Consider the following 22,634-nt stretch of genomic DNA (forward strand, 5'->3'; position numbering starts at 1 on the left):
GCCCTTCCGAAGAAGGGCCATTTTCATTTTCACTTCTTGCGCGGCACCTTCGGCACCGATGATTTTGGCACGGCGGTTCTGGCTGTCGGTCTAGCCACCGGCTCATCCTTACCGGCCAGCACCTTTTCCTTTTCCACCTTCTTCGGAGTCGCCTTTCTGCGCTGCGGCAATTTCTTTTCTGCTGGAATGTCCTTCTTCGGCTTAACCGGCTTGTCGGCTACCGATTCCAGCAGGAGATCGGTCTTGCCATCGGGTTTTGTCGTGACATCAACGCGCACCGTTCCACCCTGCTTGAGCTTGCCAAACAGAACCTCATCCGCCAGCGGCTTCTTGATGTGCTCCTGAATGACGCGAGCCAACGGACGCGCGCCCATCCGCTCGTCATAGCCCTTTTCGGCAAGCCATGCGATAGCGGCTTCGGTCAGCTCGAAAGTCACGCCGCGTTCGGCAAGTTGAGCCTCAAGCTGAAGCACGAATTTCTGCACCACCTGATGAATGACCGGAACCGGCAGCGGGCCAAACGGCACGATCGCGTCGAGGCGGTTGCGGAACTCCGGCGTGAACAGCCGGTTGATCGCTTCCATATCGTCGCCTTCGCGCCGCGTTGAACCGAAGCCAATTGCGGCTTTGGCCATGTCGGCAGCGCCCGCATTGGTGGTCATGATCAGGATTACATTGCGGAAGTCGATCTTCTTGCCATTGTGATCGGTCAGCGAGCCGTGATCCATCACCTGCAGCAGAATATTGAACAGGTCTGGATGAGCTTTCTCAATCTCATCAAGCAGTAGAACGCAATGCGGATGCTGATCCACACCATCGGTCAGAAGCCCGCCCTGATCGAATCCAACATAGCCGGGAGGCGCGCCGATCAACCGCGAGACGGTATGACGCTCCATATATTCCGACATATCGAAACGCAAAAGCTCGACGCCAAGCGAAGCAGCTAGCTGCTTCGCCACTTCTGTCTTGCCAACGCCCGTCGGCCCGGAAAACAGATAGGAACCAATCGGCTTGTCCGGCTCGCGCAGGCCCGCACGGGCCAGCTTGATCGAAGCCGACAGGGCCTCGATCGCCAGATCCTGACCATAGACCACGCGCTTGAGTTCAGCATCGAGATGCGACAGAACCGCTTCATCGTCCTTGGAAACCGACTTGGGCGGAATCCGCGCCATCGTGGCAATGGTTGCCTCGATTTCCTTGACGCCTATCGTCTTCTTGCGCTTGTTTTCAGGTAGAAGCATCTGGCTTGCGCCCGTTTCGTCGATCACATCGATTGCCTTGTCCGGCAGTTTGCGATCCGAAATATAACGCGCAGAAAGCTCGACCGCCGACTTGATGGCATCGACTGTGTATCTGACCTTGTGGAAGTCCTCAAAATAGGGCTTGAGGCCCTTCATGATCTCTATCGCATCCGGGATCGACGGCTCATTGACGTCTATCTTCTGGAAACGGCGCACCAGCGCGCGGTCCTTCTCGAAAAACTGGCGGTATTCCTTATAAGTGGTCGAACCGATGCAACGAATCGCCCCGGAAGAAAGTGCTGGCTTGAGCAGGTTTGATGCATCCATAGCACCGCCAGACGTAGCCCCTGCCCCGATCACCGTATGAATCTCGTCAATGAACAGAACGGCGCCCGGATATTCTTCCAGCTCCTTTACAACCTGTTTCAGGCGCTCTTCGAAATCGCCGCGATAACGGGTGCCTGCAAGCAAGGTCCCCATATCGAGCGAAAAGATGGTTGCGTCAGCCAGTGCCTGCGGCACCTGCCCTTCGACAATACGCTTGGCCAGACCTTCGGCGATCGCCGTCTTGCCGACGCCGGGATCGCCCACATAGAGCGGATTATTCTTGGAGCGGCGGCAGAGAACCTGAATTGTGCGGCTGATCTCGCTGTCACGCCCAATTAGTGGATCGATACGTCCAGCCTTGGCTTTCTCGTTGAGATTAACGCAATAGGCCGTAAGTGCGTCCTGCTTTTTCTTGGCACTTTCTTCCGCTTCCACGCCTGTGCGCTCTTCGCTCGCGCTTTCAGCACTGCGCGGCGTCCGCGGCTCATTGCTTTGCGTGCGCTTGGAAATACCATGCGAAATATAATTGACGGCATCATAGCGCGTCATCTGTTGTTCCTGGAGGAAATAGGCAGCATGACTTTCACGTTCGGCAAAGATGGCGACCAGCACATTGGCCCCGGTCACTTCTTCGCGATTGGACGACTGAACGTGAATAACGGCACGCTGAATCACGCGCTGGAAAGCTGCTGTCGGCTTGGAATCCTCATCATAGCCGGTGACGAGATTGTCCAGTTCACGGTCGATATAGTCGGTAACGATACGTTTGAGATGTTCCAGATCGACGTTACAGGCGCGCATGACTGCGCCCGCATCCTGGTCGTCGATCAGGGCAAGCAATAAATGTTCGAGCGTCGCATATTCGTGATGCCGCTCGTTAGCGATTGTGAGGGCTTGATGCAGCGCCCTTTCAAGGCTGGGGGAAAACGATGGCATGTGACCTCACTTTTTCTCCATTACGCATTGTAGTGGATGCTGGTTTTGCCGGGCAAAATCCATGACCTGACTTACTTTGGTCTCCGCGACCTCGTATGTAAAGACACCGCACTCGCCAACACCATGATTGTGAACGTGCAACATGATGCGCGTGGCGTCTTCGAGGTTTTTCTGGAAAAACCGTTGCAGAACATGAATGACGAACTCCATCGGCGTGTAGTCGTCATTGAGGAGCAGAACCCGGTAGAGGCTGGGTTTTTTAGTTTTAGGCTGCGTCCGCGTGACTACGACGGTACCGCTATCCGGCCCGTTTCCGCCGTCGGTCTTGCTCTGCATGACTAAATCAAACTGCCTCATCGAACCCATCACCCGGATGCCCATCTATCTGGCCTGCTCACCCTCTTATGTAGGGCAGCATGGCCTGATTTTAAGGTCTTCGGCAACACTTGCAACCGGAGTTGCGGAGATCGTACCCAATTTATTGACCCTCATTCATAAACGCACTCCAACGTCCCAGAACCAACGGGCAATTTTTTTCAAGTTTTATGAATAATGCAGTTACCATAAACGGATTGGTAACGCTGATGGCAGTAGTATCGCTGAATTAGATTGCTGTGTGCCTTTTGCGCCGCAGTTTAAAAAAACCGGGATACAGGCAGGTCAACATCGTGCGTACCGCATTCAATAAAATCGCCCATGCCCTGAAAAGGACGGCGCAGGCCACCCTTCTTCTTGCCGTCGTAACGGGGTGCTCAACCGCCTCTACGACCGTGCCTGCTGTTGCAGCGAACGACAAATATGCGGCAATTGTGATCGATGCAAATACGGGTAAAACCATGTTTGCGGCCAATGCCGATGCGAAACGCTATCCGGCCTCACTGACCAAAATGATGACCATCTACATGGTTTTTGAAGCTATGAAAGCAGGCCGCATCACCAAGGACACCATGTTCCCCGTATCAGCTTACGCAGCCTCACGTCCACCTTCGAAGATCGGCTTTCGTCCGGGGCAGCGCATTCGGGCTGAGGACGCCATATTAGCGATGATTACCAAATCGGGAAATGACGTTGCCGCCGCCACCGGTGAATATCTTGGCGGATCGGAAGAACGTTTTGCCCAGATGATGACGACCAAGGCCCGCCGCCTCGGCATGCGTAATACGGTTTTCCGCAATGCATCCGGCCTTCCCAACTCGGCGCAATATACAACCGCGCGCGACATGGCTATCCTTAGCATCGCGTTGCGTCAGCATTTTCCGCACAAGTTTTCGTATTTCTCGCGCCGCAGCTTCGTGTTCCGCGGCAAAACGATCAGAGGCCATAATCGGCTTCTGGGACGCGTAGAGGGCGTTGACGGCATCAAGACTGGTTATACCAATGCATCCGGCTACAATCTAGCTTCCTCCGTCAACCATAACGGTCGCCGCCTCGTCGCCGTCGTCATGGGCGGCAACACCGGCGCCAGCCGCGATGCGCACATGACAAAGCTAATCCGCAAATATCTGCCCGCAGCAACACGCGGACGTATCTCCGAGCCACTCGTCGCAATGCGCTCCGATGTTCCACAGGTAATTGCTTCCATCGATCTTCCAACGGCGCGTAACGCACCTGTTCCGGTAGCGCGTCAGTTGGTGGCGGTCGAAGATGTCATCAACAGTGAAAACGGCGAAGGCGATGCCGACCAGCCCCAGCTTCTGGCGTTGGCCGCCCCTACTCCGCGCCCGGCTGCGATGGCTGCTCAGGCTGCTATACGCCCTGCACCCAAGGCCGCTGTTCCTACCGCTCCCGCTAATGAAATCGACCCTGTCACGACCGCTTCCGCACCTGTTGCAGGCGGCTGGGCAATTCAGGTCGGCTCTTTGCCTAGCGAAGGACAGGCCCGCAAAATGCTGGCCAAGGTTTCAGCGTCGGCGGGCAATTCGCTGCGCTCGGCTTCGCCCTATACCGAGACGTTTACTAAAGGCAGCTCCACTTTTTATCGCGCGCGCTTCGTGGGCTTCACTTCGAAGCAAGACGCATGGGATGCCTGCGCTTCACTGAAGAAGAAGAATTATGGCTGCTACGCAGTCGCAAACTGAAACCTGCGAGGGGCACGCCCCTCGTGACCGCTTTAAACCCGTAATTGTCATGCGTAGAGGGTTTCGAGATGTCGAATATGAATGAAACAGTCAGACAGCAGTTATCACTCTCCCAAGCGTGGACGCGCGAAGCAGATCGCCCTTCAGCGTTCGGCTCACTCTTTTCGATCCAGTCCCTGAAACAGGCGGCGCTTCGGATTGCCGATATACGTCATGGCAAAAACCTCCAGACGCGCGATCTGGTCGGCTTACTGATCAGCCATGCCGCACGCAATAAACGCCTGGCGCAGCCCCGCACGATGATGCGCATGACCCTGCCGGTCAATCTCGACAGGGTGGCGGTACGCCTCACCATAGAAAACTGAAACTCAGAATAGCCCGTCATTCATTTCGGCGGGTTTTTCTTTTCCACTTGTCCTTACCGTTCACAGAAGACCCAGCTCCGTCAACTCCCGTCGCAAATCTGCCGGAAGAGCGGCTCTGCCCGCTTTGCCCGCCGCTTCATCGGCAGGCGTTTCATTTTCGGCCAAATAGCGCCAGCCCTGAAAAGCACGGCGCGGTTGCCACTGTGTTGGAATGATTTTAGGTTCCAGTACGAGATGGCAGCGATTGATCCCCTGATTGTCAGTGAATGGGCGCACATCGAGAAGACGCTGACGGCATTGCACATTACCCTTGATCACCCAGTAGAGCGACCCACCCTCAAGGAGCTCGCCTATTCGCTTGGGCACCATGCGGGTGGTATGAAACTGTTCCGGTACGAGTCCGGCTGCGCGCTGTTCAGCCAGCCGGAAATCAATCCAGGCCGCGAAATCTTCGATGCTATCGCATCCAACGCAAAGTTTGACGAGATTGAGAGTCATGGAACCGATTTAGCCAAGCTCGTCACTGGCTTCAAGCCATAAGCAACGCAAAGCGAAAAAGCCGCGATCAGCAGGCCACCACATTGACAGCCAGGCCGCCCTGGCTGGTTTCCTTGTAGCGTTCGCTCATATCGTGGCCTGTCTGGCGCATGGTCTCGATACAGGCATCGAGCGGCACAAAATGCTTGCCGTCGCCCTTCATCGCAAGCGAGGCTGCGGTCACGGCCTTTACGGCGCCAAAGGCGTTGCGTTCGATACAGGGTACCTGAACCAGCCCCGCAACCGGATCGCATGTCATGCCCAGATGATGTTCAAGCGCTATCTCAGCCGCGTTTTCGATCTGCTCGGCAGTCCCGCCGAGGATTGCGGCAAGACCAGCGGCGGCCATGGCGGAAGCTGAACCCACTTCGCCCTGACAACCAACCTCCGCTCCCGAAATCGAAGCATTGTGCTTGATAATGCCGCCAACCGCAGCAGATGTAAGCAGAAAATCGCGAATACCCTTTTCGTCGGCGTCCTCATGAAAATGCAGATAATAACGCAACACGGCAGGAACCACACCCGCTGCCCCGTTCGTTGGAGCCGTTACGACCCGGCCTCCGGAGGCATTTTCCTCATTGACCGCCATCGCATAGACGGAAAGCCAGTCATTGGCGAGCAATGGATTTGCTCTGTTATTGCGCCAATCCTCCTGTAATTTGTCATGAAGCTGGCGCGCGCGGCGGCGAACATTCAGCCCGCCCGGCATGATGCCACCGCAGCTCAACCCGCGCTCGATACAGGAACGCATCGCACCCCAGATACGATCCAGACCTTCGTCCAGATCGAGGCACGACATATGGCATTCCTCATTGGCTCGCTTCATTTCAGCGATGGAAAGGCCGCTGGTATGGGCCATATCCAGCATTTCCGAAGCAGAGCTAAATGGATAGGGAACGCCGTCCGTCTTCTCATCGCGCTTGCCGCCGCTGGTCTGAATACGGCTGAGTTCTTCCGCAGTCACCACGAAACCGCCCCCGATGGAAAAATAGACACGACGCAGCAACAGTCGATCGTCCCGATCATAGGCTTCGAAAGCCATGCCGTTCGCATGGCCCGGCAACGGCGTCCTGCGGTCCAGCACTAGATCAGTCTTGGGGTCGAAATGATAGGCGGGATGGCCCTCCGGCTGCACTTTGCGCGCCAAGGATACCTTTTCCACTTCCGAATCCATGATGTCTGGGTCGATTGAATCGGGCTTGTAACCGCAAAGGCCAAGAATCACTGCGCGATCCGTCGCATGGCCGATACCGGTATAGGCCAGCGAACCGTGCAGGCTTGCCTTGAGACGATGAACTTTCGCATTGGCAGGTTTTGGCCAGTCGCCGCCAATCAGTTCATCAAGAAACATATGGGCAGCCGTCATGGGCCCCATCGTGTGCGAACTCGAAGGCCCGATGCCAATCTTGTATAGATCGAATACCGACAGAAACATTCTACACCTTCTCCAGCCCGTATTTCCGGCTCGAACGGCTGCATGGCCCTTGCACCTCAGATCACATGAATCTGCACGCAAACCTGCCGGGCGCGATGATATCACACCTTTATAGATAGTGTAGGCGAGGAGCAGCGCAAGCGGAATGCCGAAATGCGTCATCAAATTTCCGCTTTACGCAACTTCCGCCCGTCTCGGGCGGGAATCCAGTTTAAACGAAAAAGAGGTAAGCTATGAGAATGAGGGTAGCGAGGCCAACGACTGCGCGGAGCGTAACGCCCCAGCAGGACTTTTGAACGATGTCGTCCATGGAATTTTTTTGAAAACCTTGTTGTGCAACTCTTGGATACAGCGCTCTTCACGTCGCTGTTACTGCCGATATAGCCCCAGCGGGGGGAAAACGCAATCAGGGAAAATGGCTAAAATGGGGCGAGGCCAAACATCCTGCTCTGCCGGATTTCGAAAGATAGCGTTACATCAAGGACTTGGTTGGAAGGATGCTTAGCAAGACCTTTACAGGGGTGGCAGAATTGCGGCATCAGGGTTGCGGCAGGAGCATATCTGTCTTGCCTGTCAGCCAATAGGCGGTCAGTCCAACCCATTCCCGCATAGCGACGCTGAAGCGCGACAGCGCATCATTGGGCGCTTCGAGGTAGAGCGAGAAAGTCTCTTTCGCTGGCGTTTTGTAATCGACGGGCCACGCGATCACCTCGAATCCCGCCTTTCTAAAACAGCCGATAGAACGCGGCATATGATAGGCCGACGTCACGAGAAGCCATGTTTCTCCAGCTTTCGGGTGGGCGAGCGCTTTGGAAAAGGCCGCATTTTCCACGGTATTGCGGGATTTATTCTCGAAAATAAACCGCTCGCCGGAAAAACCAAGACCGGCAAGCATGCTGCGGGTGCTTTCAGCTTCCGGCATCGCCTTTTCGAAGAATGCGCCATCCCCACCAGAAACGATGACTCTGGCACTGGGGTAAAGTCGGGCCAGATGCATGGCTTCAAATATCCGGTCAGCCGCGCTGTTCAGTTCGAAACCCGGTCGCCCGGCATTGATATCGCCATTCATATAACCGCCCAGAACCACGATGCCTTCAACATGATGTGGCAAATTCGGCTGCTTGGGAAAACGGTCCTCCAGTGGCGCAAGAAGCAATGAGCCAAGCGTAGTGTAGCTGCTTGAAAACACAACGATTGCAGCCACCGCCAGCAGTGAGAGACCGAGTCTGCGAAAGCGCGCCCACACTAGAACAAGTGCCGCGAGCATGAGCACGAAAATGATCGTCACAGGCTGGAAAAGCAGCCAGAAAATTTTGGAAAAACTGAAAAACAACGCAATCTCCGGATGTAAATCGCGCTCTCGTTGTGACCGGAGCGATTCTTGCTGCTCGATACTATAGCGGGTACCGGAGCCTGTGCTAGAAATCTGCCGGAGTCGAATCTTCAAGATTGGGAAGTAAAATGCAGAGCACTGCTGAAACGGGTTCCATCCCTTCACGCCGCCCCCGGCTTGGACGCGTCGATATCGCCCGCGGTGCAGCGCTCGTTGCGATGGCGATCTATCATTTTGCCTGGGATCTTGAGTTTTTCGGCTACCTGGCCCCAGCGACGACAGCGCAGGGCGGCTGGAAACTCTTTGCCCGCTGCATCGCTTCAAGCTTCCTGTTTCTTGTCGGGTTCAGCCTCGTTCTCGCCCATGGAAATGGCATACGCTGGCGGTCCATGGGCAAGCGACTTTTACAAATCGTCGCCGCAGCAGCATCCATTTCGGCTGTGACATGGTATATGTCGTCCGAAAACTTCATCTTTTTCGGCATTTTGCACCAGATCGCCCTGGCAAGCGTGCTCGGGCTTTTGTTCCAGCGCCTGCACCCTCTCATAACGCTGATTATAGCGACGCTGGTCATCAGCGGTCCACTCTATTTAAGTGCCGAGATTTTCAACCAGCCTTTGCTCGCATGGGTGGGACTTTCCACAATCACCGTGCGTTCCAATGATTATGTGCCGCTTTTCCCGTGGTTTGGCGCGGTGCTGATTGGCATTGCTGCTGCACGCCTATGCGAACGCTTCAATGTGTTACCGTTGCTTGGCGGGAGTAGTGAATCGCATTTTCCACAAAAACCGCTCACCTTCATCGGTCGCCACAGCCTCGCATTCTACCTGATCCACCAGCCGGTGCTGATTGCGCTTATCTATGGCTTTTCGCAGATCATGCCTCCAGCCGCGCCCGCGCCGCGGCAAGCTTTCACGCAATCATGCATAGCAGCATGCATGCAGGACGGCGGCGAAGCACTTTGCCGGCAGTTCTGCGATTGCGTGGTCAGCGAACTCGATAAGGCCCACCTTTTCGATGACGTATTCAGCGGCAAGGCGAACCAGAACAATAACAGCACCGTGCAGGACATAGCCGCGATGTGCTCACCTGCACCAGACAATTGAAACGTCAGGTAGAAACGCCCAGTTCCGCCAGTCGCTCAATGCAGGCTTCATCCACCTGGTCTAGTTCAGTGAGAATTTCGTCAATGTCGCGCCGTTTCTGGCGAAGGGCGTCGCGCTTTTCTTCCACCCGCTTCATCAGAAGCTTCAACTGCCCCGTTTCACCGGGCGGCTCGCGATACATCTGGATGATTTCGTGAATCTCGGCGATCGAGAATCCCAGCCGCTTGCCACGCATGATTTGCTTGAGAAGATGACGGTCGGAAGGACGAAACAGACGCGTGCGGCCACGGCGCACAGGCGCAATCAGCCCCTCATCTTCGTAAAAGCGCAGCGTCCTGGTCGATATGCCGAACTCTCGCGTCAATTCCGTAATCGTATAATATTCGCGCACCATTACATCCCTGCCTTGCAATATGCAGACGGCTGTTGTGCAACTGCTCTTACGTAAAAGTCAATCGAAAACGCTGTAAACTGTCATAATCTCGGTAATAAGAGCGCTCTCCGGCTGGCTATGGCCTTGCTATTGCCGGGATGCTCATGCGTTATGGCGCGATATGATTGGTATTTGATAACGACTCATGCGGCGCTCGATAAAATATACACTCATCGGACTGGTTATCGTGGCGCTTGCGGGCGCAGCACCTTTGGCGGTCGAACCGATTGTTGTGAAAATCGGTGAGAATTCGATCCGCCAATTGGCCAGAGACGGTAATTTCTGCACCACGCCCGATTGCGAGGAAGGCATGAATTATGTCATCGGTTTTCTGGAAACCAATTACGGCCTCTCGCCGGAAAACGTCAAATGGTGTATGGGTGTGGACGTCATTGCCCATTATGAACTGCCTTTCGGCAATGACATGAAAAACGCTCTCACCGATCAGATGTATCAGCGTTGCGGTGATCCCCGGCAGGATGAACCGGCGAGAAATTATACGACAGAATAAAAGGCCCCTCTTTTCATGACGCGATTTTTGCGCATCGCTGCCTGGCTGCTTCTTGTAATGATTCTCATAGTTACGATAAGTCCAATCCAGTTACGTCCTATTACCGGCGAACCTGCCGATGTGGAGCGTTTTGCAGCTTTTTTTCTAGTCGGCGCGCTGTTTGTGCTGGCTTATCCGCGTTACTGGCTGGCAGTGCTTGCGCTCACCATCGGCTGCGCGGGCCTGTTTGAACTTTTGCAGCGCCTGGCACCCGGTAGGCATGGCGAGATGGCAGACTTTTTCATCAAGGCTACAGGAGCATTTATCGGAGTTTTCACCGGGCGCAGCCTGAGTTTCCTGCGCCTGTTCCGTGCGCACAAATAATCCCATTGATCCTCAGGTTTCTTTTTGCCTCGTGGGAACCAAAGCCATTTTCACGCATTCTATCTTCATCAAATTGCATGGAGATAAAACATGGCCGACAACAAGACTGCCAATGATATCCAGCAGGCTCTGGAACAGCAGATCGCAGATATGCGCGGCGAACTCAAACGCCTTTCACAATCGCTCGCTTCCCATTCCGGCGACCTGCGAGACCGCGCCGAAGATGTCATGGATGATGCTTCCGGTCGAATTCGTCATGCAGCGCAGACTGTGCGTGAACGCGGTCAGGCCGTGGCGGAAACGGTCAAGGAAAACCCCGGAACCGCGACCACCCTCTTCGGCACGGCTGGCATTCTCGGCATATTGATTGGCGTAGCCATTGGCTGTGCGATTTCTGATCGTCGTTAGAGCATTTCCAGCAAAAGTGCGTAGCGGTTTTACGTTAGGACAATGCGACGAAGAAAAGAATTGATAATTCTCTCCCTCCCAGGCAGGCCCCGCGACTTTGGAAGTCGCGGGGTTCTTGTTACATGGGCTTTACCTGCGCCTTCATGGCTGCTACGCGAGTAATTGGTAATTCGCCACCGGTCGCAGCCTACCCGGTCAAAACAAGGACAGTTGCAAGCGTTCGCGCTTGCATATGAAGACTGCGCTGTGGCTTTCGAAGAAAGGCACACAAATGACTGAAAAAACAATATATTCAGACCTCAAGCAGCTCGGCTCGAACACTGCAATTCCCCAGTCGCCCGAGGAATCCGTGCTTGAGCGGGTATCAAACCCACAGACTGGAACGCCCTATTGTGTGCGCTTTACAGCGCCCGAATTCACCTCGCTCTGCCCGATGACGGGACAGCCGGATTTCGCCCACCTGATGATAGATTACGTTCCGGGCGAATGGCTGGTCGAAAGCAAATCGCTAAAACTTTTCCTGTTTTCCTTCCGCAATCACGGCGCTTTTCATGAAGATTGCACCGTGACCATAGGCAAACGGCTGGTGGAACTTCTTGAACCGCAATGGTTGCGCATTGGCGGTTATTGGTATCCGCGCGGCGGAATTCCCATTGATGTGTTTTATCAGACGGGCGCAGCGCCGCAGGATGTGTGGATACCGGAACAGACAGTTCCCAATTATCGCGGTCGGGGCTGATACGGATACAACGTCTATTGCCGTCCCGCACCCTCGCCCCTATTATCGTTAATCATAGCGCACACCGGACAGAGGGTTGGATGAAAAAGATCGCATTACTCATCTCGCTGGCAGTGCTTTCTGGATGCGGTGCCGGGAAAGCCGCGGTGGATGCGGGCAAAGGATTTGACCGCTTCGAATGCTTGTCCCGCAACATGAAGGGCGAGATGCCCTGCCCGCAGCCGGATAATCCTAACCAGTCCCCCTAACCGGAAAGAGGCAACCATGGCTGTTCAACCAAAAGACGTTCTCAATTTCTGGTTCTCTCCCAAAATGCGGAAAAACTGGTTTGAAAAGAGCGACGAAATTGATGTGGAAATACGCAAAAGATTTCTCGCCGCCTATGAGGATGCGCGCAAGGATCAGATGGAATCCTGGAAGCAGAAACCGGAAAGCGCTTTGGCTCTGACTATCTTGTTCGACCAGTTTCCACGCAATATGTTCCGCGGCTCGCCTCGCTCTTTCGAAAGCGACGGACTGGCCCGCGATATAGCCGTTCAGGCGCTCGACCACGATTTTGACCGCCATCTATCGGTCGACCAGCGCCAGTTTTTCTATCTACCGCTCATGCATAGCGAGAAGCTTAAAGATCAGAAGCGCTCCGTCGAGCTTTATGAAAAACTTGCAGATCCGGTCTCGCTCGACTTTGCCCGACAGCACCATGACATTATCGAGCGCTTCGGTCGCTTTCCCCATCGCAACAAGGTGCTGGGGCGTGAAACCACAGCAGAAGAAACTGAATTTCTGACAGAGCACTCCGGCTTCTGATCTACAAAAGCTGGTAAGGCAGAATTCCGCGGCGGTCATGATCGACCGCGAGCCTGCTTTTCAATGGCGGAACTGCGCGCTGGACACATTCGGCGCGCTCACAGATGCGGCATGAAACCCCGATGGGATCGAAGGCCGAACGTATCGTGACATCCAGACCGTCGGCATAGACGAAATCCTGCGCATAGCCGATTTCGCAACCCAGTGCGATGGCATATCGCCTCTGGAGGGCATTGAAACCGCCCTCGCTTTTCGTCAGTTCCGTCGCCACGCAAAGATAGCGCGCTCCATCGGGCGTTTCAGCCAGTTGGCGAATGATGCGGCTTGGCGTTTCAAATGCCTGATGCACGTTCCACAACGGACAGGCCGCACCATAACGCGCAAATTGCAGCTTGGCTGCACTATGCCGCTTGGTGATGTTCCCGGCGCGGTCAATGCGAGCAAAAAACACCGGTACCCCGCGCTGACCGGACCGCTGCAAGGTGCTCAACCGGTGCGCCACCTGTTCGAGACTTGCACCAAAGCGCGACGCCAGCAGTTCCAGATCGTGCCGTAACTCCTTTGCCGCAGTCAAAAACGTCTGGTAAGGCAATATCAGCGCGCCAGCAAAATAATTACGCAACCCGATTTTGCAAATTTCGACCGCTTCGGCAGAACGGAAATCCGCACGCTTCGCGATTGAAATCACGATCTCTTCCATTTCCAGTTCGGCGATTTGAAATGCAATCTGGAAATTCCGGGTCGAAGCCGGCGAATATGGATTGACGTAAAGCACCCGCGCCGCCGGATCGAATCGGCGCAGGATCGCTTCATCGGGTGCCGCGCGCGCAATACGTACGCCATGGTGGTTCTCCATATATTGCGCCAGTGCCAACCCCGGATCACGGCCCGGAATATCCAGCCTCATTGAGAGATTTTCCGCTGCAATATCAAGTTCATGCACGTAGTTATCAATAAAATGGAAAAAGTCGCGGACTTCCTCATAGGGAGCAGGCTCAGCAAATGATGGCGCGCGGCCAAGCTGATTATCGAGGCTCGCAAGTTGCTCGCTGTTGCGCCTATATGCCTGATGACAAGCGATCAGGGCGTGCGCCAGCCCTGGCACATTTTGCGTAATCAGTTTCAATTCCTGCAAATTCGGTTTGTAATTGTCGAATACCGGATCGGCCAAAGCCTCTGAAACGGCGGAAAGCAAGCGGTCGTCGTCACCCAGCGAAATCGCGCCAATATCAATCTGGTAGTTTTCGGCCAGAGCAAGCAGAACCGCAGCGGAAACCGGCCGCTGATTATTCTCGATCTGGTTAAGATAACTCGTTGAAATACCTAACCGTTCAGCAAAAACGGCCTGCGTGGCCTGATGCTGCTGGCGCAGTTCTCTGATCTTCCTGCCAACGTAAAGTTTTCTGGGAGCCATGTTTGCAAATTCACATTTCACTGTTTGCAATTTTATAAATTACACAATGACACCTTTTCAAGCTTTCCCAATGCGGCATACTGGCTCTAAGCAGTAATTGAAAAATATCGCAATTTCATACCTTTCCAAAGGCCACAGACAATGCAGCAACTTCTGGAACAGCTTGAAGCCCGTCGCATGGAAGCGCGTCTTGGCGGAGGCCAGCGTCGCATTAATGCCCAGCACGCAAAAGGCAAGCTCACCGCCCGCGAAAGACTGGAGGTGCTTCTCGACGAAGATTCGTTCGAGGAATTCGACATGTATGTTACGCATCGCTGCACCGATTTCGGCATGGAAAAGCAGAAAGTGGCGGGCGATGGCGTCGTGACCGGTTGGGGTACGATCAATGGGCGTCAGGTCTATGTATTCAGCCAGGATTTCACGGTTTTGGGTGGCTCGCTTTCGGAAACCCATGCGCAGAAGATCTGCAAGATCATGGATATGGCGATGAAGAACGGGGCGCCGGTCATCGGTCTTAACGATTCGGGCGGCGCACGCATCCAGGAGGGTGTCGCTTCGCTTGCGGGCTATGCTGACGTATTCAAGCGCAACGTGGACGCCTCTGGCGTGGTGCCGCAGATTTCCGTCATTATGGGGCCATGCGCAGGCGGTGCAGTCTATTCGCCCGCCATGACCGACTTCATTTTTATGGTACGCGATTCGTCCTATATGTTCGTCACCGGCCCCGATGTGGTCAAAACCGTGACCAACGAGATCGTTACGGCGGAGGAGCTTGGAGGTGCGCGCACCCACACGCAAAAATCCTCGGTCGCCGACGGCGCTTATGAGAACGATATTGAGGCGCTCGAACAGGTGCGTATGCTGTTCGACTTCCTGCCGCTCAACAATCGCCAGAAGCCGCCAGTTCGCCCGTTTCATGATGATCCCGTACGCCTTGAAATGCGGCTGGATACGCTGGTTCCCGCCAGTGCTGCCACGCCTTACGACATGAAGGAGCTTATCCTCGCTTTGGCCGATGAAGGCGATTTCTTTGAAATTCAGGAAGCTTTCGCCAAAAATATCATCATCGGTTTCATTCGGATGGAAGGCCAGACCATCGGGGTGGTTGCCAACCAGCCAATGGTGCTTGCCGGTTGTCTGGATATTGATTCCTCGCGCAAGGCCGCGCGTTTCGTGCGTTTCTGCGATGCCTTCAGCATCCCGATCCTCACCCTTGTCGACGTACCGGGTTTTCTGCCGGGAACGGCGCAGGAATATGGTGGCGTCATCAAGCACGGCGCAAAACTGCTCTTCGCCTATTCCCAGGCGACAGTGCCCATGGTCACGCTGATTACACGCAAGGCATATGGCGGTGCTTATGACGTGATGGCTTCAAAACATATCGGCGCGGATATAAATTACGCTTGGCCGACGGCGGAAATCGCAGTGATGGGTGCCAAGGGCGCAACCGAAATTCTCTACCGCTCGGAACTGGGCGATGCGGAGAAGATCGCTGCTCGCACAAAGGAATATGAGGAGCGTTTTGCCAATCCGTTCGTGGCAGCCGAACGCGGCTTTATCGATGAGGTCATCATGCCGCATTCATCGCGACGCCGCATTGCCCGCGCCTTTGCAAGCCTGCGCAACAAGCAGCAGGATACGCCCTGGAAAAAACACGACACCATTCCCCTGTGACCCGGTAACAGAGCACCAAATTCATGATCAAGAAAATTCTTATTGCCAATCGCGGCGAAATCGCCTGCCGGGTCATCAAGACGGCGAAGAAGATGGGCATTGCCACCGTGGCCGTCTATTCCGATGCCGACCGCAATGCGCTTCACGTCAAAATGGCCGACGAAGCGGTGCATATCGGACCAGCGTCCTCGAACCAGTCCTATATCGTCATTGACAGGATACTCGACGCCATTGAAAAAACCGGGGCGGATGCCGTGCATCCGGGCTACGGCTTTCTGTCCGAAAACCCGCGCTTTGCCGAAGCGCTGAAGAGCGCCAATGTCACCTTTATCGGTCCCCCGGTGAACGCCATCGAAGCCATGGGTGACAAGATTACCTCGAAAAAACTCGCCGCCGAAGCGGGTGTCTCCACCGTTCCCGGCCATATGGGCCTGATTGAAAATGCCGACGAAGCTGTAAAGATTGCCAAATCCATCGGCTATCCGGTGATGATCAAGGCGTCGGCGGGCGGCGGCGGCAAGGGGATGCGCATCGCATGGAATGATGGAGAAGCCCGCGAAGGTTTCCAGCTTTCGCGCAACGAGGCGAAAGCTTCTTTCGGCGACGACCGTATTTTTATCGAAAAATTCGTCACCCAGCCACGCCATATCGAAATTCAGGTTCTCGGCGATAGCCACGGCAATGTGATTTATCTAGGCGAACGCGAATGCTCGATCCAGCGCCGTAATCAGAAAGTCATCGAAGAAGCGCCCTCGCCTTTCCTAGATGAAGCAACCCGCAAAGCCATGGGCGAACAGGCTGTTGCTCTGGCAAAGGCGGTCGGTTATTATTCCGCTGGAACGGTGGAATTCATCGTTGATGGTGATCGCAATTTCTATTTCCTTGAAATGAATACCCGATTGCAGGTGGAGCATCCGGTGACGGAGCTTATCACCGGCATTGATCTGGTCGAGGAAATGATCCGGGTTGCCTCGGGCGAGAAACTGCGCATCTCTCAAACCGATATCAAACTCAACGGATGGGCCATCGAGAGCCGCCTTTATGCGGAAGATCCCTATCGCGACTTCCTGCCCTCCATTGGCCGGTTGACGCGCTATCGCCCGCCGCTTGAAGGCAGGCGCGATGATGGCACCATTATCCGCAACGATACCGGCGTATTCGAGGGTGGCGAGATTTCGATGTATTATGACCCCATGATTGCAAAACTTTGCACATGGGGGCCGGATCGCGCCAGCGCGGTAGATGCAATGGGCGATGCGCTGGATGCTTTTGAAGTAGAGGGCATCGGTCACAATCTGCCTTTCCTTTCGGCAGTGATGGGGCATCCGCGTTTTCGTTCCGGTGCCATCACCACGGCATTCATTGCGGAGGAATATCCCGAGGGCTTTGCAGGCGTTACCCCATCCGAGGAGGCTGCGCGAATACTTGCCGCGGTCTCAGCCCAGATCACCATCGTTCTGGAACAGCGCAATGCCCAGATTTCTGGCAGGCTTTCACCCGAAAAGCGCCCCGCCAGCGTCGATTGGGTCGTGACTCTGGGCGGCTTCAGCCTGCCGGTCCGGATTGTCGAAGGCGAAGGCGGTACGGTCGTCGATTTCGTTCATGGCGGCACTCTTCCCATTGCCAGCGACTGGCATCCAGGGAGCCAGCTTGGCTCGTTCACTGTCGGTGGCGAACCAATTGCCATAAAAATATCCCGTTCCGGCACCGGCTGGCGTCTGCGCTGGCGCGGCATGGATGTAATCGCACATGTCCGCAAGCCACGTGTGGCGGAGCTGGCGAAGCTCATGCCGGTAAAGCTTCCTCCCGATACATCGAAGATGCTACTCTGCCCCATGCCCGGGGTCATCACATCCATCCTGGTCGAGGAGGGAGACACCGTTGAGGCGAGCCAGCCGCTGGCCACCGTCGAGGCCATGAAGATGGAAAACGTGCTGCGTGCCGAGCGCCGTGCTACCGTCAAACGCATCGCGGCCACGCAAGGCGCAAGTCTCGCGGTCGACGAACTCATTATGGAATTCGAGTGAGAGCGGAAATGAGCGAGCGTCCCACCAGACAAGACTGGTCGAAACTGGCCGAAAAGGAACTTAAACGCCCTGCTGACAGCCTCGTCTGGCACACGCCTGAAGGCATTGACGTCAAGCCGCTCTATACGGCTGAGGATATTGAGCAGATCGGGCATCTCGATACGATGCCCGGTTTCGAGCCGTTCCTGCGCGGCCCTCGCGCCACCATGTATGCGGGCCGGCCATGGACGATCCGTCAATATGCGGGCTTTTCAACGGCGGAAGAATCCAATAATTTCTATCGCAAGGCGCTTGCGGCGGGCCAGCAAGGCGTGTCCGTCGCCTTCGATCTGGCCACCCATCGCGGCTATGACAGCGATCATCCGCGCGTGGAAGGCGATGTCGGCAAGGCAGGCGTGGCGATCGATTCCGTCGAAGATATGAAAATCCTTTTCGACGGCATTCCGCTTGAGAAAATCTCCGTCTCCATGACCATGAATGGCGCGGTAATTCCGATTCTTGCCAATTTCATTGTGGCGGGCGAAGAACAGGGCGTGTCGCGCGAACTCCTTTCTGGCACTATCCAGAACGACATTCTCAAGGAGTTCATGGTCCGCAACACCTATATCTATCCGCCCGAGCCTTCCATGCGGATCATTGCGGACATTATCGCCTATACCGCTGCCGAAATGCCGAAGTTCAATTCGATTTCAATTTCCGGCTATCATATGCAGGAAGCCGGTGCGACGCTCGTGCAGGAACTGGCTTTCACCCTTGCGGATGGCCGCGAATATGTGCGAGCCGCCCTGAAAAAGGGCCTCAATGTCGATGAATTCGCAGGTCGCCTGTCCTTTTTCTTCGCCATCGGCATGAACTTCTTCATGGAGATCGCCAAATTGCGTGCCGCGCGTCTGCTCTGGTCGCGCATCATGAAGGAATTCAATCCGGAAAAGCCCGGTTCCCTCATGCTTCGCACCCATTGCCAGACGTCGGGCGTGTCGTTGCAGGAACAGGACCCTTATAATAATATCGTCCGCACAGCGTTCGAGGCCATGTCCGCAGCCCTTGGCGGCACGCAGTCACTTCATACGAACTCTTTCGATGAAGCCATTGCTTTGCCTACGGAATTCTCCGCTCGTATTGCCCGTAACACACAGCTTGTTCTGCAAAATGAAACCGGCGTGACCAAGGTGGTCGATCCGCTCGCAGGCTCCTATTATATCGAAAGCCTGACCAACGAACTGGCCGAAAAGGCATGGGCACTGATTGAGGAAGTGGAAAGCCTCGGCGGCATGACCAAGGCCGTCGAAAGCGGCTTGCCCAAACGTCTGATCGAAGAAGCTGCCACCAAACGACAGGCTGCAGTCGACAAGGGCGAAGAAGTGATCGTCGGCGTCAACAAGTTCCGGCTCGAGCAGGAAGACGCCATCGACATCCTGGAAATCGACAATACGGCGGTCCGTCAGTCGCAGATCGCCCGCCTCAACCGCATCAAGGAAACACGCAACAAAACGAAAGTCGAAACCGCCCTTGCCGAACTTGAGAAAGTAGCGACTACTGGCGAAGGCAATCTTCTGGCTGCCGCCGTGGAAGCCTCGCGCGCGCGCGCGACGGTGGGAGAGATTTCCGACGCTATGCGCCGCGCCTTCGGCGATCATATTGCCGTGCCAAAGGTCGTCAGAAAGGTCTATGGAGCCGCCTATAAGGACGAGCCGGAATATCAGACGCTGGTCGCACGTCTCGAAGATTTCTCTGCCCAATTGGGCCACACGCCCAAGGTGATGGTGGCGAAACTGGGACAGGATGGCCATGATCGTGGAGCGAAGATCATTGCTTCGGCCTTTGGCGATATCGGCTTCGATGTGCTTGCCGGCCCTTTGTTTCAGACCCCTGAAGAGGCCGCCGACATGGCGGTCAAGGCCAGGGTGCATGTGCTCGGTGTCTCATCGCTGGCGGCCGGACACAAGACGCTGCTGCCGCAACTCGTCGAAACCCTGAAGAAAAAGGGCGCAGAAAACATTATCGTCGTCTGCGGCGGCGTCGTGCCGCGACAGGATTATCAATATCTGTTCGATCATGGTGTCGCAGCAGTCTTCGGCCCCGGCAGCAATGTGCTTGACTGTGCCCGTGCTGTGCTCGATCTGATGGAAGGCAAGATCCGTAACTTATGATTTTACTTTAAAATCATCAGCTTATTTAGAAACCCTTATCAATTGATCTAATATTGAATCAGGCCGGGACCACCATCCCGGCCTGCATCATGTCATGCTCAGAATTCTATGATTTGGGATCCGCAGAGGCTGGAATTGCGGAGCTTGTGACCGAAACCGGATCGCTGGCAGGGAACGTATCCTCAAGCCCTTCATCAAGCTGGCGTTCAAGCTCCTCCTTGTCATGCGCGCGTCGCGCACTCGGCCGCGTTAACAGGTTTTCGGGCTCTATGCCGCATTCGACGCAGGCAACACCAAAGGCTTCGCCCAATTTTCTGGCAGCACGCCGAATGACCTCATCGCGCCGCAGCTCAGCATCTGTTTCATTTTCGACCCTGACCGTAACCCGCTCTTCGCCCTGGGTTACGAATTCGACCGCATATAATTTAAAGCCGCCAATTGAACTGATGCGCGTTTCAACGATTTCCATGATCCTACCTCCGCGTATTCGGTGTAGAAAACAACGAAGAGGAAGGTTGAAGGTTCCGTGGAAAGGAACCCGCCCATAACTGGAACGTTCTATGCCTGACACAAGGGAGGCATCGATGTCCCAGTTTTTCACACGACTAAGCGAGCAGGCCGCGGAGCTTGCCGGACACTATGCGGCATTCATTCTAGCAGCGCTGTTCGTGATTTTGTGGGCGCTGAGCGGCCCTTTCTTCAACTTCTCCGATACCTGGCAGCTCGTCGTAAACACCTCCACGACGATTATCACCTTCCTGATGGTCTTCCTGATTCAAAATGCCCAGAACCGAGAAGCAAGCGCCACGCAGGCCAAGCTCGATGAAATTCTCAGTATCGTTACTACAACCCACAGCATAACCATTGGTGCCGAGCATCTGCCCCTCCACAAGCTCAAGGATATCCTCAAACATCTGGAAGAGCAGGCCGAAATCGGCACCGAAGAAAAATAGACCCGAATTATATAGTCTGCCGCTCAAAATGCAGGCCAAATCCCTGCATCAACCTGCGGATCGCATAGTCGGGCTTTTGCGATGTAAAAACGGCAAGGTCATCACTATATTGAAGTTCCGTTTCGCTCTCGCGGGGCGAGAGCAGCGATACCGCGCGCCGCGCAATTGCTTCCGCCGGATCAAGCCAATCCACCGGCCATGGGGCAAGACGGCGAAACACATTGACGAGAAATGGATAATGGGTGCAGGCAAGCACGACAATATCCGTGCGCAGACCATCCTTCTCGACAAAACACGGCATCATCTGTTCGATCACCTGCGCATCATCGACCTTTTTGCCACGAATATGCGCCTCGGCAATGCTTGCAAGATGGTTCGCGCCGACAAGCCGCACATGGCATTGTGTGGCGAATGACTGGATCAGGTCGCGCGTATAAGCGCGCTTGACGGTCCCCGGCGTCGCGAGAACTGATACCAGCCCGGAAGACGTACGCTCGGCCGCGGGCTTGATCGCGGGCACGGTGCCCACGAACGGCATGTTGGGAAAAGCGCGGCGCAGGTCTTGCAGCACCAGCGTCGAAGCCGTGTTGCAGGCAATAATTGCGATTTCTGGGTCATAAGCGGCAATGAACTGCCGGAAAAGATCGACAATGCGTACTCGCAACGCCTCCTCTTCCCAGTCCCCATAGGGAAATCCCGCATCGTCAGCGATATAGACATAGTGCCGGTCCGGCATCAGCACCCGTGCCTCGCGCAAAACCGTCAAGCCGCCAATACCGCTATCGAAGACCAGAATGGGTCTTGCATGATTGGCTGGGGATTTGCCGGAAAGGCCAGCAGCGGGCGCGTATTTCATTCGGCCTTGCCCTCTGTAGCAGGTTTGCGCGCACGCCCTTCCGGCGCACCCGAACCGCGCGGCTTTTTCGGGGTGAATACATCAAGTGACGTAACGACCCCGCGCAGAAGCTTCAGTTCCGCCGAAGCGAACCCAGCACGCGTCAGAACGGCGCGCAAATTATTGACCATGGTTTCCTTGCGCGCTTCGGGCCGAAAATATCCTCTGACATCAAGGGCTTCTTCGAGATGATTAAATAGCCCCTGCAACTCGTTTTTGGGCGCAATTTCCATTTCCGGCCCACGGAAAACCGTATCGGTTTGCGTTTCAAGGCCCGATTTCATCCACTCATAGGACATCAGCAGCACGGCCTGCGCAATATTGAGTGAGGCAAATGCCGGATTGACAGGGAAGGTGACAAGCTCGTCGGCGAGACCAACCTCTTCATTGCTGAGACCAAAACGTTCACGACCGAACAGAATGCCGGTTTTCTCTCCTGCGCGAAATCGGTGACGCAGATCGCCGCTTGCCTCGACAGCGCTACGCACCTGCTTGAAACCGTCGCGCTCGCGCGCGGTGGTGGCGTAGACGAAGTTGAGATCGGCAATCGCCGATGGCAGATCGTCATAGACCCTGGTATTATCGATGATGTGATCGGCCTTACTGGCCGCAGCCCGCGCCTTCTCACTCGGGAATTCCTCGCGCGGATTGACAAGCCTCAACTCTGCAAGGCCGAAATTCGCCATGGCGCGCGCCACCATGCCGATATTTTCCGGCAATTGCGGATTGACCAGAATAATCGCCGGGCCTTCCGCGATGATCGTGCGCTGCTTGTCGGTTCCTGCCATGATATATTCCGTAACTGCTATAGTTTCACGGCGTTTCCCTGACACAATTAGCGCAGAATCTCAAAGATATTGTTACCTTTGAGACCATGCAGCCATTAACAGCACAACTCTACC

The 22,634-nt window shown here is 55.2% G+C and carries 23 protein-coding genes; 13 read left to right on the forward strand and 10 right to left on the reverse strand.

Features of this window, described 5'->3' with window-relative positions:
* Positions 1-29: 29 nt before the first annotated feature.
* Both clpA and clpS read right to left on the reverse strand, forming a co-directional pair.
* Entirely contained in the window at positions 30-2,504 is a 2,475-nt protein-coding gene (gene clpA / locus KUG47_RS14035; RefSeq protein WP_217678603.1) for an ATP-dependent Clp protease ATP-binding subunit ClpA, read from the reverse strand.
* Between the two features lie 6 nt (positions 2,505-2,510).
* Positions 2,511-2,861, reverse strand: a complete 351-nt coding sequence (gene clpS / locus KUG47_RS14040; RefSeq protein WP_217678664.1) for an ATP-dependent Clp protease adapter ClpS — start codon at positions 2,859-2,861, stop codon at positions 2,511-2,513.
* Positions 2,862-3,172: 311 nt separating this feature from the next.
* Here clpS and KUG47_RS14045 point away from each other — a divergent pair, with 311 nt between their 5' ends.
* Positions 3,173-4,582 carry an SPOR domain-containing protein gene (locus tag KUG47_RS14045; protein WP_217678604.1) on the forward strand — a complete coding sequence of 470 codons (1,410 nt, stop codon included), beginning with the start codon at positions 3,173-3,175 and terminating at the stop codon, positions 4,580-4,582.
* Between the two features lie 68 nt (positions 4,583-4,650).
* Positions 4,651-4,947, forward strand: a complete 297-nt coding sequence (locus KUG47_RS14050) for a hypothetical protein (RefSeq protein WP_217678605.1) — start codon at positions 4,651-4,653, stop codon at positions 4,945-4,947.
* Positions 4,948-5,007: 60 nt separating this feature from the next.
* Here KUG47_RS14050 and KUG47_RS14055 read toward each other — a convergent pair whose 3' ends face one another.
* The 3 genes from KUG47_RS14055 to KUG47_RS14065 form a co-directional block, all read right to left on the reverse strand.
* Entirely contained in the window at positions 5,008-5,445 is a 438-nt protein-coding gene (locus KUG47_RS14055; RefSeq protein WP_217678606.1) for a DUF1489 family protein, read from the reverse strand.
* Positions 5,446-5,512: 67 nt separating this feature from the next.
* Positions 5,513-6,919 (reverse strand): L-serine ammonia-lyase, encoded by a 1,407-nt coding sequence (locus tag KUG47_RS14060; RefSeq protein ID WP_217678607.1) that lies wholly within the window; start codon positions 6,917-6,919, stop codon positions 5,513-5,515.
* 538 nt (positions 6,920-7,457) lie between these two features.
* Positions 7,458-8,252, reverse strand: a complete 795-nt coding sequence (locus KUG47_RS14065) for a YdcF family protein (protein WP_217678608.1) — start codon at positions 8,250-8,252, stop codon at positions 7,458-7,460.
* Positions 8,253-8,380: 128 nt separating this feature from the next.
* Between KUG47_RS14065 and KUG47_RS14070 the strand changes: the two genes are divergently transcribed.
* Positions 8,381-9,358, forward strand: coding sequence for a heparan-alpha-glucosaminide N-acetyltransferase (locus KUG47_RS14070; RefSeq protein ID WP_217678609.1), 978 nt, complete (start codon positions 8,381-8,383; stop codon positions 9,356-9,358).
* A gap of 4 nt (positions 9,359-9,362) precedes the next feature.
* Here KUG47_RS14070 and KUG47_RS14075 read toward each other — a convergent pair whose 3' ends face one another.
* Complete coding sequence (locus tag KUG47_RS14075; RefSeq protein WP_217678665.1) at positions 9,363-9,749, reverse strand: MerR family transcriptional regulator; 387 nt, start codon at positions 9,747-9,749, stop codon at positions 9,363-9,365.
* 187 nt (positions 9,750-9,936) lie between these two features.
* Here KUG47_RS14075 and KUG47_RS14080 point away from each other — a divergent pair, with 187 nt between their 5' ends.
* From KUG47_RS14080 to KUG47_RS14105, 6 genes are all read left to right on the forward strand, one after another.
* Positions 9,937-10,302 carry a hypothetical protein gene (locus KUG47_RS14080; RefSeq protein ID WP_217678610.1) on the forward strand — a complete coding sequence of 122 codons (366 nt, stop codon included), beginning with the start codon at positions 9,937-9,939 and terminating at the stop codon, positions 10,300-10,302.
* A 15-nt stretch (positions 10,303-10,317) separates the two neighbouring features.
* Positions 10,318-10,665, forward strand: coding sequence for a VanZ family protein (locus KUG47_RS14085; RefSeq protein WP_217678611.1), 348 nt, complete (start codon positions 10,318-10,320; stop codon positions 10,663-10,665).
* A gap of 90 nt (positions 10,666-10,755) precedes the next feature.
* Positions 10,756-11,073, forward strand: a complete 318-nt coding sequence (locus KUG47_RS14090; RefSeq protein WP_217678612.1) for an ElaB/YgaM/YqjD family protein — start codon at positions 10,756-10,758, stop codon at positions 11,071-11,073.
* A 271-nt stretch (positions 11,074-11,344) separates the two neighbouring features.
* Positions 11,345-11,812, forward strand: a complete 468-nt coding sequence (queF, locus tag KUG47_RS14095; RefSeq protein WP_217678613.1) for a preQ(1) synthase — start codon at positions 11,345-11,347, stop codon at positions 11,810-11,812.
* An 80-nt stretch (positions 11,813-11,892) separates the two neighbouring features.
* The gene (locus KUG47_RS14100; RefSeq protein ID WP_217678614.1) at positions 11,893-12,060 is read left to right on the forward strand and encodes a hypothetical protein; all 168 of its coding nucleotides are present in this window, start codon (positions 11,893-11,895) and stop codon (positions 12,058-12,060) included.
* A 16-nt stretch (positions 12,061-12,076) separates the two neighbouring features.
* Positions 12,077-12,619 carry a DUF924 family protein gene (locus KUG47_RS14105; protein WP_217678615.1) on the forward strand — a complete coding sequence of 181 codons (543 nt, stop codon included), beginning with the start codon at positions 12,077-12,079 and terminating at the stop codon, positions 12,617-12,619.
* Position 12,620: 1 nt separating this feature from the next.
* Here the strand turns inward: KUG47_RS14105 and KUG47_RS14110 are convergent, their stop codons facing one another.
* The gene (locus KUG47_RS14110) at positions 12,621-14,033 is read right to left on the reverse strand and encodes a helix-turn-helix domain-containing protein (RefSeq protein WP_217678616.1); all 1,413 of its coding nucleotides are present in this window, start codon (positions 14,031-14,033) and stop codon (positions 12,621-12,623) included.
* Positions 14,034-14,174: 141 nt separating this feature from the next.
* Between KUG47_RS14110 and KUG47_RS14115 the strand changes: the two genes are divergently transcribed.
* Genes KUG47_RS14115 through scpA form a run of 3 tightly spaced genes read left to right on the forward strand, consistent with a single transcriptional unit; the run spans position 14,175 to position 19,884 of the window.
* A complete protein-coding gene (locus KUG47_RS14115; protein WP_217678617.1) occupies positions 14,175-15,707 on the forward strand; it encodes an acyl-CoA carboxylase subunit beta in 1,533 nt (510 codons plus the stop codon).
* A 23-nt stretch (positions 15,708-15,730) separates the two neighbouring features.
* Positions 15,731-17,734 (forward strand): acetyl-CoA carboxylase biotin carboxylase subunit, encoded by a 2,004-nt coding sequence (locus KUG47_RS14120; protein WP_217678618.1) that lies wholly within the window; start codon positions 15,731-15,733, stop codon positions 17,732-17,734.
* A gap of 8 nt (positions 17,735-17,742) precedes the next feature.
* Entirely contained in the window at positions 17,743-19,884 is a 2,142-nt protein-coding gene (gene scpA, locus KUG47_RS14125) for a methylmalonyl-CoA mutase (protein WP_217678619.1), read from the forward strand.
* Positions 19,885-19,990: 106 nt separating this feature from the next.
* Here the strand turns inward: scpA and KUG47_RS14130 are convergent, their stop codons facing one another.
* Entirely contained in the window at positions 19,991-20,353 is a 363-nt protein-coding gene (locus tag KUG47_RS14130; protein ID WP_217678620.1) for a hypothetical protein, read from the reverse strand.
* A gap of 115 nt (positions 20,354-20,468) precedes the next feature.
* Between KUG47_RS14130 and KUG47_RS14135 the strand changes: the two genes are divergently transcribed.
* Positions 20,469-20,837 carry a low affinity iron permease family protein gene (locus KUG47_RS14135; protein WP_217678621.1) on the forward strand — a complete coding sequence of 123 codons (369 nt, stop codon included), beginning with the start codon at positions 20,469-20,471 and terminating at the stop codon, positions 20,835-20,837.
* A gap of 7 nt (positions 20,838-20,844) precedes the next feature.
* Here KUG47_RS14135 and murI read toward each other — a convergent pair whose 3' ends face one another.
* Positions 20,845-21,693, reverse strand: coding sequence for a glutamate racemase (murI, locus tag KUG47_RS14140; protein WP_217678622.1), 849 nt, complete (start codon positions 21,691-21,693; stop codon positions 20,845-20,847).
* Positions 21,690-22,520, reverse strand: coding sequence for an RNA methyltransferase (locus KUG47_RS14145; protein WP_217678623.1), 831 nt, complete (start codon positions 22,518-22,520; stop codon positions 21,690-21,692). Before KUG47_RS14145 ends, murI begins: the two co-directional genes overlap by 4 nt.
* Positions 22,521-22,634 lie beyond the last annotated feature (114 nt).

This window comes from Falsochrobactrum tianjinense (genome assembly GCF_019100495.1).
Classification (GTDB): domain Bacteria; phylum Pseudomonadota; class Alphaproteobacteria; order Rhizobiales; family Rhizobiaceae; genus Brucella; species Brucella tianjinense.